The sequence below is a fragment of the Kribbella sp. genome (genome assembly GCF_035655035.1).
GTDB lineage: Bacteria > Actinomycetota > Actinomycetes > Propionibacteriales > Kribbellaceae > Kribbella.
Genome location: NZ_DASRVN010000229.1, coordinates 1 through 13206 on the forward strand (window position 1 = coordinate 1; position 13206 = coordinate 13206).

Annotated in this window: 13 protein-coding genes; 3 read left to right on the plus strand and 10 right to left on the minus strand. The window is 67.8% G+C overall.

What is annotated here, in order from left to right; all coding sequences use genetic code 11:
• The first annotated feature begins 122 nt into the window (after positions 1 to 122).
• Positions 123 to 1121 (plus strand): IS481 family transposase, encoded by a 999-nt coding sequence (locus VFF46_RS13085; protein ID WP_325037388.1) that lies wholly within the window; start codon positions 123 to 125, stop codon positions 1119 to 1121.
• Positions 1122 to 1802: 681 nt separating this feature from the next.
• Here VFF46_RS13085 and VFF46_RS13090 read toward each other — a convergent pair.
• Entirely contained in the window at positions 1803 to 2336 is a 534-nt protein-coding gene (locus VFF46_RS13090) for an RHS repeat-associated core domain-containing protein (protein WP_325037389.1), read from the minus strand.
• Between the two features lie 211 nt (positions 2337 to 2547).
• Here VFF46_RS13090 and VFF46_RS13095 point away from each other — a divergent pair, with 211 nt between their 5' ends.
• Complete coding sequence (locus tag VFF46_RS13095) at positions 2548 to 3378, plus strand: hypothetical protein (RefSeq protein WP_325037367.1); 831 nt, start codon at positions 2548 to 2550, stop codon at positions 3376 to 3378.
• Complete coding sequence (locus VFF46_RS13100; protein WP_325037368.1) at positions 3375 to 3773, plus strand: DUF4326 domain-containing protein; 399 nt, start codon at positions 3375 to 3377, stop codon at positions 3771 to 3773. The genes VFF46_RS13095 and VFF46_RS13100 overlap by 4 nt, the downstream gene beginning before the upstream one ends.
• A gap of 24 nt (positions 3774 to 3797) precedes the next feature.
• On the opposite strand, the gene VFF46_RS13105 is transcribed toward VFF46_RS13100, so the two are convergent.
• The 9 genes from VFF46_RS13105 to VFF46_RS13145 all read right to left on the minus strand — a co-directional run bounded on the left by VFF46_RS13105 (position 3798) and on the right by VFF46_RS13145 (position 13178).
• On the minus strand, positions 3798 to 4544 hold the full coding sequence (locus VFF46_RS13105; protein WP_325037369.1) for a hypothetical protein: 747 nt from the start codon (positions 4542 to 4544) through the stop codon (positions 3798 to 3800).
• Positions 4545 to 5233: 689 nt separating this feature from the next.
• The gene (locus tag VFF46_RS13110) at positions 5234 to 6100 is read right to left on the minus strand and encodes an SDR family NAD(P)-dependent oxidoreductase (protein ID WP_325037390.1); all 867 of its coding nucleotides are present in this window, start codon (positions 6098 to 6100) and stop codon (positions 5234 to 5236) included.
• Entirely contained in the window at positions 5986 to 6777 is a 792-nt protein-coding gene (locus VFF46_RS13115) for an SDR family NAD(P)-dependent oxidoreductase (RefSeq protein ID WP_325037370.1), read from the minus strand. The genes VFF46_RS13110 and VFF46_RS13115 overlap by 115 nt, the downstream gene beginning before the upstream one ends.
• Positions 6774 to 7523: an amidohydrolase family protein gene (locus VFF46_RS13120; protein ID WP_325037371.1), complete on the minus strand. Its 750-nt coding sequence runs from the start codon at positions 7521 to 7523 to the stop codon at positions 6774 to 6776. Before VFF46_RS13120 ends, VFF46_RS13115 begins: the two co-directional genes overlap by 4 nt.
• Positions 7520 to 8260 carry an amidohydrolase family protein gene (locus tag VFF46_RS13125; RefSeq protein ID WP_325037372.1) on the minus strand — a complete coding sequence of 247 codons (741 nt, stop codon included), beginning with the start codon at positions 8258 to 8260 and terminating at the stop codon, positions 7520 to 7522. The genes VFF46_RS13120 and VFF46_RS13125 overlap by 4 nt, the downstream gene beginning before the upstream one ends.
• Positions 8261 to 8298: 38 nt before the next feature.
• Positions 8299 to 9540: an amidohydrolase family protein gene (locus VFF46_RS13130; protein ID WP_325037373.1), complete on the minus strand. Its 1242-nt coding sequence runs from the start codon at positions 9538 to 9540 to the stop codon at positions 8299 to 8301.
• The gene (locus VFF46_RS13135) at positions 9537 to 10229 is read right to left on the minus strand and encodes an isochorismatase family cysteine hydrolase (protein WP_325037374.1); all 693 of its coding nucleotides are present in this window, start codon (positions 10227 to 10229) and stop codon (positions 9537 to 9539) included. Before VFF46_RS13135 ends, VFF46_RS13130 begins: the two co-directional genes overlap by 4 nt.
• A gap of 31 nt (positions 10230 to 10260) precedes the next feature.
• The gene (locus VFF46_RS13140) at positions 10261 to 11934 is read right to left on the minus strand and encodes an ABC transporter substrate-binding protein (RefSeq protein WP_325037375.1); all 1674 of its coding nucleotides are present in this window, start codon (positions 11932 to 11934) and stop codon (positions 10261 to 10263) included.
• Positions 11931 to 13178 carry a M20 family metallopeptidase gene (locus VFF46_RS13145; RefSeq protein WP_325037376.1) on the minus strand — a complete coding sequence of 416 codons (1248 nt, stop codon included), beginning with the start codon at positions 13176 to 13178 and terminating at the stop codon, positions 11931 to 11933. Before VFF46_RS13145 ends, VFF46_RS13140 begins: the two co-directional genes overlap by 4 nt.
• Positions 13179 to 13206 lie beyond the last annotated feature (28 nt).

Here is a 13206-nt window from a genome sequence, read left to right on the forward strand (position 1 = left end):
GGCTAGCTGTGATGTCCAGGGAGGTTGTTCGTCGGGTGGGCGGTGAGTCGGTCTGACAGGTGAAGGCCTCCGGTTGTGAAGTGGAGCTGTCTAAGGAACCGCTTCACACCCAGGAGGCCTTCGTGTCCCACGTTAACGCGACTCTGACTCCACGCACGCGGCTGAGGCTGGCGCGTCTAGTGGTCGAGCAGGGCTGGACCTGTGCGGCTGCGGCGAAGATGTTCATGGTTTCTGCCCGGACGGCCGCCAAATGGGCCGAGCGGTACCGGTGCGAGGGTCCGGCCGGGATGGCTGATCGCAGCTCGAGGCCACACCACAGCCCGGCCAAGACCCCACCGCAGACGGTGCGCCGGATCGTGCAGCTGCGGTGGCGGCTTCGGCTCGGCCCGGTGCAGATCGCCGGTCGTGTCGGGGTGCCGGCCTCGACCGTGCACGCCGTACTGACGCGTTGCCGGATCAACCGGCTGTCGCGTATCGACCGGGTCACCGGCGAGCCGCTGCGCCGCTACGAACACGACCGTCCCGGCTCACTCATCCATGTCGACGTGACCAAGTTCGGCAACATCCCCGACGGCGGCGGCTGGCGCTACCTCGGCAAACGCCAGGGCAAACGCAACGCCCAGCACACCGCCAGGACCCGCACCGGCTACACCGACAAGTACCACGCCAACATCGGCACCGCCTATCTGCACACCGTCCTGGACGACCACTCCCGCGTCGCCTACGCCGAGATCCACACCGACGAGAAAGCCGCCACCGCGATCGGCGTCCTCAACCGGGCGGTCGCCTGGTTCGCCGACCGCGGCGTCACCGTCGAACGAGTGCTGTCCGACAACGGCGCGGCCTACCGCTCCCGCGCCTGGCAAGACACCTGCCAACAACTCGGCATCAAACCCAAGAAGACCCGGCCCTACCGACCACAGACCAACGGCAAAATCGAAAGATTCCACCGAACCCTGGCCGACGGCTGGGCCTACGCCCGCTTCTACACCTCAACCACCCAACGCAACACCGCGCTGCCCGGCTGGCTCCACTTCTACAATCACCACCGACCCCACAGCGCAATCGGCGGCCAGCCACCCTTCACCCGACTAACCAACGTCCCTGGACATCACAGCTAGCCGGACACGGATGGACCACCGACGCCGGACGATGGGCCTGCTCCAGCCACCCCGCCCCAGCCCTCAGCCCGGCCGGAGAACGCCCGTGATCGCAGGCGTCGGCGTACGCCGGATCCGGGGACAGGCCGGGTGGAAACTGCCAGCAGGCGCGACCATCGTCGACGAGCGCTCCAAGCGGCGCAGATACCCAATTCGTCGGTGCGATTACTTGGGGCCTCGCCCGGCTAAGTCGGCGAGGCCCCAAGGTTTGCGTTGTGCAGCTGTTAGTGATCGAGCGGACGGAACGTACGGCCCTGAAGGTCCCGTAGACGAGCTACGTGTCTTTATTGTCTCGCGGAGGGAGACGGAGCAGCCAGATCGCCAGACGAGCGAGCAGGACGCCGCTGATGATGCCCATGGCAACCCGCGACCACCGTTACCCGGAAAGGATGGGCCCACCATCGAGGCTGCGCGCATAAACCATCGCGAAAGCATCCAGAAAGCAGCCCAGGGAGTATACGAACGTTCTGCTTGGTAACCTCGTGATCGGCGCGCGACTACTGCCGGATCGGGACTTACTCATCACGTGTTAATACTTCCTTCGCCCGAAGATGAAACCATACAGGAAACCAGATCCGCCGCCGGTGGCCTGGCCGAGCGTTTGGCCTACGCTCGCGCCTACCACACAACCCCGCCAGGATCTCATCTTGATGCATCCGGCGGCGCCGCCAACACCCATCCCGACCCATGAGGCAAAAGTCGCCGACTTGTCGCCGTAGTAGCCCCCGTTCTTAAGGCGCCGTGACCACCACTTCCTGCTGGGCCACCACTTCCGATGGTGCTTCGGCTTGACCTTATAGGCCTCCATGAGCGCATCTCGTCCCAGTGGTGGCTCGTGGCGTAGGCGATGCCTTGGAGCGAGTTCCTCCGCTTTCGTGCTCGGAGGCGTTTGGGGGTGTATTTCGGGTCGTCGTCGTCGAATCGGCGTTTTCCGTCGAGGTCGAAGCTGTTGATCGGGTCGCTTGGGTACGTGTAGGCGTTAGCTTTTCCACCGTCGACTGGGTCGGTGGTCGCGAACAGGCCGGTTTGCGGGTTGTAGAGCCGGACTCCCATTAGGGTGAGGCCGGCGCCGCTGACTGCGCGTTGTTTCGCTCCGAGCCAGCCGTATTCGACGGGGCCGGTGCTGGATGTGGCGGTCGCGTTGCCGTATTCGTCGTAGTTGTTCCAGCCGCTGATAGTGGTGGCTGCGCACCGGCGGAGGGAAGATCCACGGTGGTGACGAGCGCCTCCCCGCTACTCCCGTCTCAACAACTCCCGTGCCTGCCAGTTGAGGCCGAACAGTGTTCCAGGGAACCAACCGATGATCCCCCGCGGATCTGGCCCCGGGGACCGCAGTGACCATGCCTGACGGTGGCGATCAGCGAGCCGGCTGCCGACCATAGGGAGTGTGGATCGAGCCCGCGCGGACCTGGAACAGCCCGACCCGGTCGGGCGCTACCTCAGCACGCTGAAAGCAGGTCACTCACGCGAGACGATGCGATGGGGCGTGCAGCAGCTGACACTGGTGCTGACGGGTAGCAGCGAGGTTCGGCCCGGCCAGGTGCCCTGGCACCTCCTGCGCGGACATCTCTTCGAGGTTCTCCGCGCATCGCTGCCCGCCTACGCCCCGTCGACCGCAGGCAAGATGATGACGGCACTGGCCGGGATCCTCCGCGAGTGTTCGCGTCTGGGCCTGCTCACCGCAAGCCAGGCCGCCGCCCTGGTCGACTGGCGTCCGATGGTCGGCACGGAGGACCGATTGAGTGGTGACCTGGCCTCGCTGATCGCCGCCTGCAGGGCCGATCAGCGTCCGTCGGTCGGCGCCCGTGACGCTGCGGTGATCGCAGCTCTGTACGGGGCCGGCCTGTGCCGGGCCGAGGCCTGCGCGCTGGATGTCCGCGACCTCCAGATGGGAGCCAACCAGCTCCTTGCCGACCGGAGCTCTGAGACCTACCTGGTCACGTGCGGCCCGAGAGTTCGCGCGGTGTTGGATGCGTGGCTCGCCCACCGCGGTCGCATGCCCGGGCCGCTGCTGCTACCGGTCACGAAGAGCGGCCACGTCCTGGCCGGGCAGCGGCTGACGCCGGCCGCGCTCTACAACATCATCAGGCGGCGCTCGGTCGGTGCCGCCCTCACCAGGTTCGCTCCCCGCGATGGAACTGTCTTCGCCGACGAACTGTTCGGCCTCGAGCACACCAGCTCGGCCACACCCGACGCCCCGGTTGGAGCGCCGCAATGACCCCGGCCGCCGTACGGCGGATCCGCGGACAGGCTGGATGGCGACTGCCCACCGGTGCTGTGATCGTCGACCGTACGTCGCGCTACGGGAACCCGTTCACCGTCCGGTCGATCCTTGCCGAGCACAAGACGCTCGGCGTCTCCCTGACCGACGTCGACGCCGCGGCGATCGCGTGTCGCAGGTACGCAGCGTGGCTCGACGGCGCCGGCCCGACCCGCATCCAGCTGAACGGCTCCCGGTGGGCTGACCGCGACTGGATCCGCGCCCACGTGCACGAACTCGTCGGCCGACCTCTCGCGTGCACCTGCCCGCTCGGATCACCCTGCCACCGCGACATCCTCCTGGCCCGAGCCGAGCTGCTCGACCGGAACCAGCGCCGCCGAGGCAGGGCCTGAACCAGGCGGGACGTGTGACCGTCCTCAGGTGCTGACGGTCACGCGGCCGCTGGTGGTTTCGCCGCCGACGAAGCCGGGCGATCGGCTTGCGATGCACCACCACACAGACGCCGCACCGGTACCGGTGGTGGTGGCCGGCACCAGCAGTTCGTCGCGCAGACTGGCGGCGTCTTCGGCGCTGGGATGGACCGACACGTGCGCCGGCTCGGCGGGCAGTCCGTGGATGGTCAGGACCCAGACCTCCGCTGCCGCCCGGTCGGCGGTGAGACGACGCCATAGGTCGACCTGGCCGCCGGGCGCGCAGCCCAGCCGGTCCACGATCTCGGTCCTGTTCCGCCCGAGCCCGAGCGACATCAGCTGCCGAATCAGCTGCGGCTCGTCGACGTCGAACTCTTCGGCCAGTTCGGGCAGCGGTACGGCGGCGTCCCAGGCGGAGCGCAGCCGCTCGGTGTCGGCGGCGCTCCAGTACCGCCGGCCAAAGTCCTTCAGCGACTCGGCCAGCGCCGACTCCCACGGGCAGTCGGGGTCGTCGAGCAGTTCACGCAGTACGTCGATCGCGTATTGCCCGCGGGCGCGTGGAGCATCGGGCGGCACGAGAAGTTTCGCGCGGGACCGGATCGCGCCGGGGGTGCGATCGAGGTCCGCGGCGAGCTGGTCGACGGTCAGGCCCGCCCGCAGCCCATCGACGAGCTGCTGGTTGTGAGCGTTGGTCCAGTCAGCGTTGCGGTGCCGATGCGCTACCGCCGTGTGGTTGCTCTCCTCAGTCTCCACACCAATCACGGTAGGTGACACCACCGACGGTCGGCGGACCATTGCCGCGCGCCGCTCGCTGGCGATCGAGGTGGTTGCGCCTCCCCCGTAGTGTGGCGTTGATCTGCGAACCTACGCTCATGCCAAAGAGTCGCGGCCGGAAGAAGGCGAAGGGTGTCAGGGCTGCTGCCCCATCGCTGGCCTTCCGACCAAGCGTGCCGGGAGGCTTGGACTCCCTGCAGGTCAGCGAGTGGAGTGGGCCGTCCGCGGCCCCACCGCTGAGCTTCGGCGGGCCCCCGCCGCAGGCTGTCGGCCCGCTCGACGACGCTTTCGTGATCCGGGTTGGTCACCACACGATCAGATGGGAGTCGTGGCCGCAGTGCACTGCGGCCACCCGCGCCGGATCCCGTTGCCTGCAGCCAGCCACCCCGGACAATCCGGGCCGCGTCGCCGAACTCTCGACGCAGCCCTCGATCACGGCATCCGAGGACTTCGCTCGGTACGTCGTGCGATCCGGCCGTACATGCCGTTCCAGCAGCTCGCGAAACTCGTCCAGGACCATGGGAAGAGTCCACCACATCGGACGAAATGAACCCGATCGGCCCGATCGCCGGTCGGCAACCTCGTCCGCGGTGTCGGTCACGGTGCTCTTGACGTCCACCACGCAAACGCACAGGTGGTCTCCGGGAGCGACCTGCAGCAGCGGGCGCTCAGGACGGCCAGACGGCCGTGAGGCCGCCGTCGACGATCAACGACTGGCCGGTGATGTAGCGGGCCGCATCGGAGAGCAGGAACAGCGTTGCGTCGGCGACGTCGTCCGGCTGACCGACCCGGCCGAGCGGGATGGTCGCGGCAGACCGCTCGAGACCGGCCGGACCGCCGGAGTTCACTGGGTCAAGCGATTGCGGTGACTCGATCACGCCGGGCAGCACGGCGTTGATCCGGATCCCCCGTGGCCCTAGTTCGAGCGACGCGCTCCGGACGAAGCCGATCAGGCCCGCCTTGGCGGACGTGTACGGCGTGTGGCCGGCCCACCCGATCGTCGCGCCGGCGATGCTGGAGACCACGGCCACCGATCCAGCCGCCCGAAGAGCCGGGATCGCGGCGCGGACCGTCCGCATCACGCCCGTCAGGTCGATGTCGAGGATGCGGTGCCAGTCCTCGTCCCGTAACACGTCGAGCGGTGCCGGCCCGAGCACGCCGGCGTTGGCCACCACGGCGTCCAGGCCGCCGAGCTCTGCGACTGTGGCCCGCACAGCCCCGGTCAGCTCATCGGTCTCGCGTACGTCGGCCGCTACGACGATCGCCGTACCGCCGGCATCGGCAATCTCCGCGACCACCGCGTCCGCGTCGTACGAGTCGCCCTTGAAGGTGCCGACGGCAACCGAGTAGCCGGCGGCCGCAGCGCGCACTGTGGTCGCCCGGCCGATACCAGTGGCCGCACCAGTGATGAGCAGGCTCTTCAGAGCATCACGTGGCCGCTGTTCGGACCGAGTGTCTGGCCGGTGTAGAGGTTGCCACCAGGTCGACTGGCCAGCAGCACTGCGGTGGGAGCGACCTCGAACGGCTCCCCGGATCGGCCGAGGGGCAGCTCGGCCATCAACGACCGGGTCCACTCGTCCGACAGGGTCCCGCCGAGTGGGGTGTTGATCGGGCCGGGTGCGATGCAGTTGGCGGTGATGCCAGTACCGCCGACTTCGCGGGCCAGGGACCGCGTGAAGCCGATGACCCCTGCCTTGGCCGCAGCATAGTGCGCCAGACCGGCGCCACCGCGCTGGCCGACCTGTGACGCGATATTGATGATCCGGCCGAACCCAGCCTCGAGCATCGGTGGTAACGCCGCGCGGGAGCAGAGGAAGACGCTGCGCAGGTTGATCGAAATCATCTCGTCGAACATCCCCGTCGGCATCTCCAGCACTCGCGCCTCGGTGAGGATGCCCGCGTTGTTCACCACAACATCCACGGTGCCGAGAGCCTCGCAGGCCGCTGCGAACATCCGCTCCACGTCGATCTCGCTGGATACATCGGCCTGCACGGTCACGACGTCCTCGGCGAAGGCGGCACACCGGTCCCGGACCGCCTCCAGGGCCGCTCCCCCGGTGCGGTCGCACAGACACAGCCGTGCGCCGGCTTCGGCGTACGCGACGGCGATCGCGGCACCAATCCCACTGGCGGCTCCGGTCACAAGCGCGGTCACACCGTCCAGAGCAGCGACCGGTACGCCGGACGTCCGCATCGGTTTGCCGGCGGTCACGCGCTCACCTCGCCGAAGATGCGCATGGTGTTGCCGCCGAGGATGAGGTCGGTCTCCAGCTCACTGAAGTGCGCCAGGTCGACCCGGAGACGTTCGTACGCCATCGTGAACATCGGTGCGGCGGTGGCGAACAGGAGGCGTTCCGGGCCGAAGGTAGCGACGACGCCCTCCAGGAAGTCCTCCCGGTACATGCCGCTCGTCTGCACGTGAACGTTCGCATTTTCCAATGCCAACTGGGCATCGAACCCCGACATCCCGGAGATGTTGAACTGCCCGCCGTTGGTGAGCACGAACGGGTTCGCAGGCGTCCAGCGCGCGGCGGCGGCGAGCTGCAGCGGCTCCGCGAACAAATGGTAGCCAGCGGCCACCATCACCGGAGTCGCCAGCTCGGCCGCGCACTCCACAATCGGCCGCACGCGGACATCGTTGATCCGGAAGCGCTCCTCCGAGGGATGCAGGAAGACGCCACGTGCTCCTTCGCCGACTGCACGCCGCACTTCGGCGACCGCGGCCCCGCCCTCCCAGGGGTCGACCCGGCAGAGCGGGATCAGCCGGCCGTCGGACTTGCTCGCAACCTCCAGGACCTCCTGGTTGGCCAGGGCGAGGTCGCCGCGGTGCGGGTGCATGGGAACTACGACGGCCGCGTCGGTGCCGACCGCGTCCATGCCGTCCAGTGCTGCCGCGGCGTCAAGCTGGTAGCCGAAGTGTGAGATACCAAGGTAGACAAGCCCATCGACAATGCTCATGCTGCCACCCCCAGCAGGGTCTCCGCATTGCCGCCCAGGACCAACCCGGCAGCTTCGTCGCCGAGCGAGGAGATGATCACCTTCTGCTTCTCCAGCGCGGGTGAGCTGACCGGACCGTCGCTGCCGAAGACGACGCGCCCGGCCCCGATCCGCTCGACCGCGGTACGGATCTTGTCGGGGTACGGCATCGCAGAGGTCTCCAGGACGATGTTCGGGAACTCCTCTGCCACGTCGAGCGCCTCGTCGACGTGGAAGTAGCCGCCCATGTGGCCGAGGATGATGGTCGCGTCGGGGCAGGCGGCCGCGGCCTGGGCGATCGACAGCGGAGTACTCAGCGGCTCGTCCCCGCAGTGGAACAACGTCGGTACGCCGAGCTCGCCGGCCAGGCGGATGAGCTCGATGGTTGCCGCACCACCCGGGTGCTGCAACGTCGACACCGGGTGCAGCTTGAGTCCCTTGAAGCCGAGGTCCGTGATGGCCTGCTTCAGCAGTTGCTTCGACGTCTCGAGGTACGCCGGATGCAGCCGGACGAACCCGTACAGCCGGTCGGCGTACCGCTCACACGCCGAGGCGATCAGCTCCAGGCCCTGCGGATTCAGGCCGGGCAAGTCCGTCAGGGTCATCACCGCCGACCGCTGCACGCCGGCCTCGTCCATCGCGCGGATGCAGTCCTCCGCGGACATCTGCCACGGCAGCGACGTCCCTTCCTCGATGTGCATGTGCATGTCGAAGATCATCTGCAGTCCTCCATCATCGCGTCGTACGGCGTCGACCGTCATGAGACGGGCTCGATCAATACCGGCGTGATCTCGTCCAGCGTGCACCCGACCCAGCCGAGGTCGACAGGTCGTCCGCCGACGACAACCCGGCTCGGCCGGCGAAGTACCTCGAGGTCGGCCCTGGGGTCCCGCTCGGTGACCAGGAGATCCGCGCAGGCTCCGACCGCCACGACGCCGACCCGCCCGTCGTCGCCGGCGCGACGGACCAGGCCGCCGGCCGTGACGGTGGCCGCGCGCAGGGCTTCCGTGGTACTCATCCCGCCGGCGACGTACATCATCAACTCGTCGAGCAGGCCGCCGATCGGGTTGAAGGCGGTCCCGGCATCGGTGCCGGCAGCGATTCGCACGCCCGCGGCGATCGCTTTGGCGGTGTTCGCCCGATAGGTCTCGCGGGCCTTCAGGCTCTTGGCCACCGTGGCCACCGGGATCCCGATCCCGTCGGCGATCGGGTTCAGCGCGGTGACGGTCGGTACGAGTGTCACGCCCGCTGCAATCATCTGCTGGTGGTTCGCGTCGTCGGCGAAGGCGGCATGCTCGATGGTGTCGACCCCTGCCTCGATCGCGTTGGCGATACCTTGTGGCGCGTGGGCGTGCGCGGCCACCAGCACTCCGGCGTTGTGGGCTTCCTCGACCCCGGCGGCCAGTTCGGCGACCCCCAGCTGCGGTGCTCCGGGGTTGCCTGGCGAGGAGATCCCGCCGGTCGCCATCAGCTTGACCACGCCGGCACCCGCCGCGAGTTGCTGACGGACCGCGAGTCTCACGTCGTCAGGTCCGTCGGCGATTCTGCCGTAGTCCGCGCAGTGGCCGCCGGTCATCGTGATCGGTCGGCCCGCGGCCACGACGCGCGGGCCGAGCAGGTCGCCGGAGTTCACCTGCTCGGCGTAGTTCAGGGTCATCCGGTCGACCGAACCGAGATCGCGTACCGACGTGATGCCCGCCCGCAACGCGAGCAGTCCGTTGTGGAAGCACGTCATCGAGCGGACGAACGGCGTACGGTCCCAGTGCCGGAACGGCGCGGGATGGGCGGCCAGATCGAAATGGACGTGGCAGTCGATCAGTCCCGGCAGCACGAACGCCCCATTCAGCTGCAACTCGGTCGCACCGTCGGCCGGAACGTGCCCGGAGGTCACCTCGGTGATGACGCCGTCCCGCACCACGAGGGAGCCGAACGCCTCGTCCCGGAGTTCGTCGCCGAGCAGAGCGGTCCCGTTACGCAGGATCAGGTCGCCGGGGGTCATGCGCTCTCCGCTCTGTTGCCAGCAGCAAGCATCCACTGGTCTATCACCTCCGCCGAGCCGGCCACGTCGAAGCGGTGCCGCATCAGCAGCATCGATGCGTCGTGCTGGGCCCGGTCGTCGCTGGCGATGCAGTCCTCGACGATCACCACGTAGTAGTCGTTGAACATCGCGTCCCGGGCGGTCGACTCGACGCAACCTTCCGTCGTACAGCCGGCGACCACGACGGTCTCGATGCCGTTGCTGCGCAGCAGCAGATCGAGATTGGTACCCCAGAACCCGCTCGAGCGCCATTTGGGTACGACGAGCTCGCCGTCGCGCGGGGCCAGCTCAGGGACGAAATCGTGCCCGGCATCACCCAGCCGGGCGTAGCGGAACGGTCCGGTGATCCGATCCTGCCGCTGCAGGCGAAGGTTGAACCGCAACTGCGCCGGCGACTCACTCATCCCTCCCGGCAAGGTCGTCATCTGTACGTGGACGACCAGCGCCCCCGCCGTCCGCGCCGCCGCCAGCAACTCGGCGATCCGCGGCCGCATCGGCGGATACATCGTCAGGTCGACGCCGGCCCGATCGAAGGCGAACCCAGGTTCGACGAAGTCCAGCTGCATGTCGATGAGCACGAGCGCGGCCCGCGAGGGGTCGACGAGCTCAGGCAACGCGGTGAGCACCAGCTTTCCACCGACCTCGATCACGGCTCGCCTCTCCTGACGCAGACGACCGCCGTCACCGGAACTGCGCCGCGTGGTAGTAGGAGTACCCGGTCGGGCCGAAATGGACATCAGCAAGATTCGCGGCCCCGGAGTACACACCGCTGACATTCCACAGCGGAAGGAAGATCGCGTCCTGCATCAGCGTCGTGGTGACCTTCTCGTACGCCGTGGTTCGCGCCGCTGCGTCGACAATGGTGTTCGCCTTGGGAATCGCGGCGTCGATCACCGGGTTGCGGTAGTGCGCCCAGTTGAAGCCAGACTTGATCTGCCCACTCGTCACCAGGTTGTTGAGAAGGTACGGGTCGACGTCGTAGTAGAAGATCGCCGACAGGTTCTGCAGGCCCTGGTTGTACGACGCGGCCGCGGTCGTGAACGGCTGCGACTTGGTCGTCGAGGTGAATCCGACCTCTTTCAACGCGTTGACGACGTACTGCGTGGGCAGGTCGAAGCCGTTCGCGCTCTGGATCAGGATGTCGAGCGTGAGCTTCTGTCCACCCTTGCTCCGGGTACCGTCCGGCCCGGCCACCCAACCGGCCTGGTCCAGCAGGCTCTTGGCCTTGGCCGGGTCGTAGGCGTACATGGTGTCGTTGGCTTTGACGTAGCCGGGTGTCGTGGGCGTCAAGACGTTGTACGCCGGCGTGAACGCGCCCCGCAGTACGCTCTCGTTGAGCTTCTTCTGGTCTACCGCGTGCAGAATCGCCTGGCGGACCTTGAGGTCGTTCGTCGGGCCTTTCTCGACGTTGATCGGGTAGCCGTACGGCTGCCCGGTCGACGGCATGTCGTAGTGCTTGAACTGAGCGGTCTTCTTGACTGTCGCGATCGTGTCCGGGTCGAGGTTCATCGCCATCTGGATCTGACCACCGCGCAGCGCGTTGTAGCGGGCGTTGGTGTCCAGAAGAATCTTGAAGGTCAGCTTCTCCAGGTTGGCCGGTCCGGCCGGACCGAAGGCCGACGGTCCCCATTTGTACTTCGGGTTCTTCGCCAGGCCGACGTGGTCCTGGTTCACGTAGTCCACGAACGTGAACGGACCGGTCCCGGTCGGATGCGCGGCGATGTCGGCGCCGTACTTCTTCAGCGCCGTGGGCGACTGCATGCCGAAGACGATGCCCGTCATCTCGTGCTCGAACGCCGCGTTGGGCTCGGCGAAGACCACCCGCGCCGTGTACTTGTCGACTACCACGGTCTCCTTGTACGGACCCAGCGCGCCCTTGGCCGAGCGGGACCTGGTCGCGGGATCGACGATGTGGTCGAGAGTCGCCTTCACCGCGGTCGCGTCGAAGTGCGTGCCGTCGTGGAAGTCGACGTCGTCGCGCAGCTTGAAGGTGTACGTCGTCGCGTCCTTCGACACCGAGTAGCTCTTGGCCAGGCCGGGATGGAAGACGTTCTTGCCCGACGCGTCCGGAAGCCACCAGAAGAGCGGGTCGAAGATGTGCGTGATCATCATCGACACCATCGCCAGGCCGGTCGCGGCCGGGTCGAGCGAATCCGGCTCCTGGTAGATGCCGACGGTCAGGGTACTCGCCTTCGCCCCGGACGCGCCGGATGCGCTGCCCTGGCAGGCCGCCAGCAGCGAGCTTCCGCCGAGCGCGAGCAGCCCGGCGCCGCCTGCCTTCAGTAGGCTGCGGCGGCTGTACCGGGACGAACTCGCCGAGCGCGAGGCCGGTGGCAGGGTCGGATCGAGGCTCATGATGAACTCCTTCTGCTGTCCTGATCTGTTGACTGCGCTCCGAGACGCTCGAGTGACCTGATCGCCAGCTCGGCATGGAGCAGCGCGCCCCGAGTCATCACCTGGTCGTCGAACCGAGCCAGCGGACTGTGGTTGCTCGGCGCGTTCGCGAAATCGTCCGTGACCGCCGCGCCGAGCATCAGGTAGCTGCCCGGGACGGCCCGCAGGACCCGGGAGAAGTCCTCCGAGCCCGGCTCCGGAAACTCCATCGGCACGAACTGGTCCTCGCCGAAGACGTCTGCCACCACGTCGGCGACGAACCGCGCATGAGACGGATCGTTGACCGTCGCCGGATACTCCCGCAGGAACTCGACCTCGACCTCCAGCCCGTGGGCCAGAGCCACGCCCTCGCAGACGGCGGTCGCGAGCGGACCGATCGCCTCACCGGTTGCGGCGCTGAAGGTCCGGACGGTGGCCTGGAAGTTCACGGTGTCCGGGATGACATTGCTCGCCACCCCACCGGCGACCGCGCCGACCGTGACCACGACCGGGTCGAAGATGTCGAACCGCCGGGTCACCATCGTCTGCAGCGAGGTGATCATCTCGGCCGCCGCGGTGATGGGGTCCCGACCCAGATGTGGCGACGAGCCATGACCACCACGGCCCCGCACGATCACCTTGAGCTTGCTGCTCGAGGACATCATCGTGTTGCCACGGGTCGTGAAGACCCCGTTCGGCGTCTTGCCCGAGCGCACGTGCATGCCGTACGCGGCGCTCACCTCGGGTCCAGCCGCTGTCAGCACGCCTTCCCTGATCATCGCGCCGGCGCCGTCGTAGCCCTCCTCGCCGGGCTGGAACATGAACACGACATCGCCGGAGAGTTGGTCGCGGCGCTCGGCGAGCAGCCGGGCGGCGCCGACCAGCATCGCCATGTGCAGGTCGTGCCCACAGGCGTGCATCGCACCGTCGATCTCGCTGCTGAACGGCTCCCCGCTGCGCTCCTGGACGGGCAACGCATCCATGTCGGCGCGGAGCAGCACCGCAGTACCGCTGCTGCGGCCACCGCGGAGCACACCGGTGACGGAGGTGATGCTCTCGCCGAGGGTGAGGTCGAGTCCCAGGTCCCCTAGCGCGGTCAGCACCGTCTCCTGGGTCCGGGGCAACTGCAGCCCGATCTCAGGAGCGCGGTGCAGCCGGTGCCTCAGCTGCGTCAGCTCCGGGCCCAGCTCCGCCACGTCCGAGTGAAGGGTGCTGCTGGTCTTCATGCATTTCTCCTTGCTCGCTGGAGTTGGC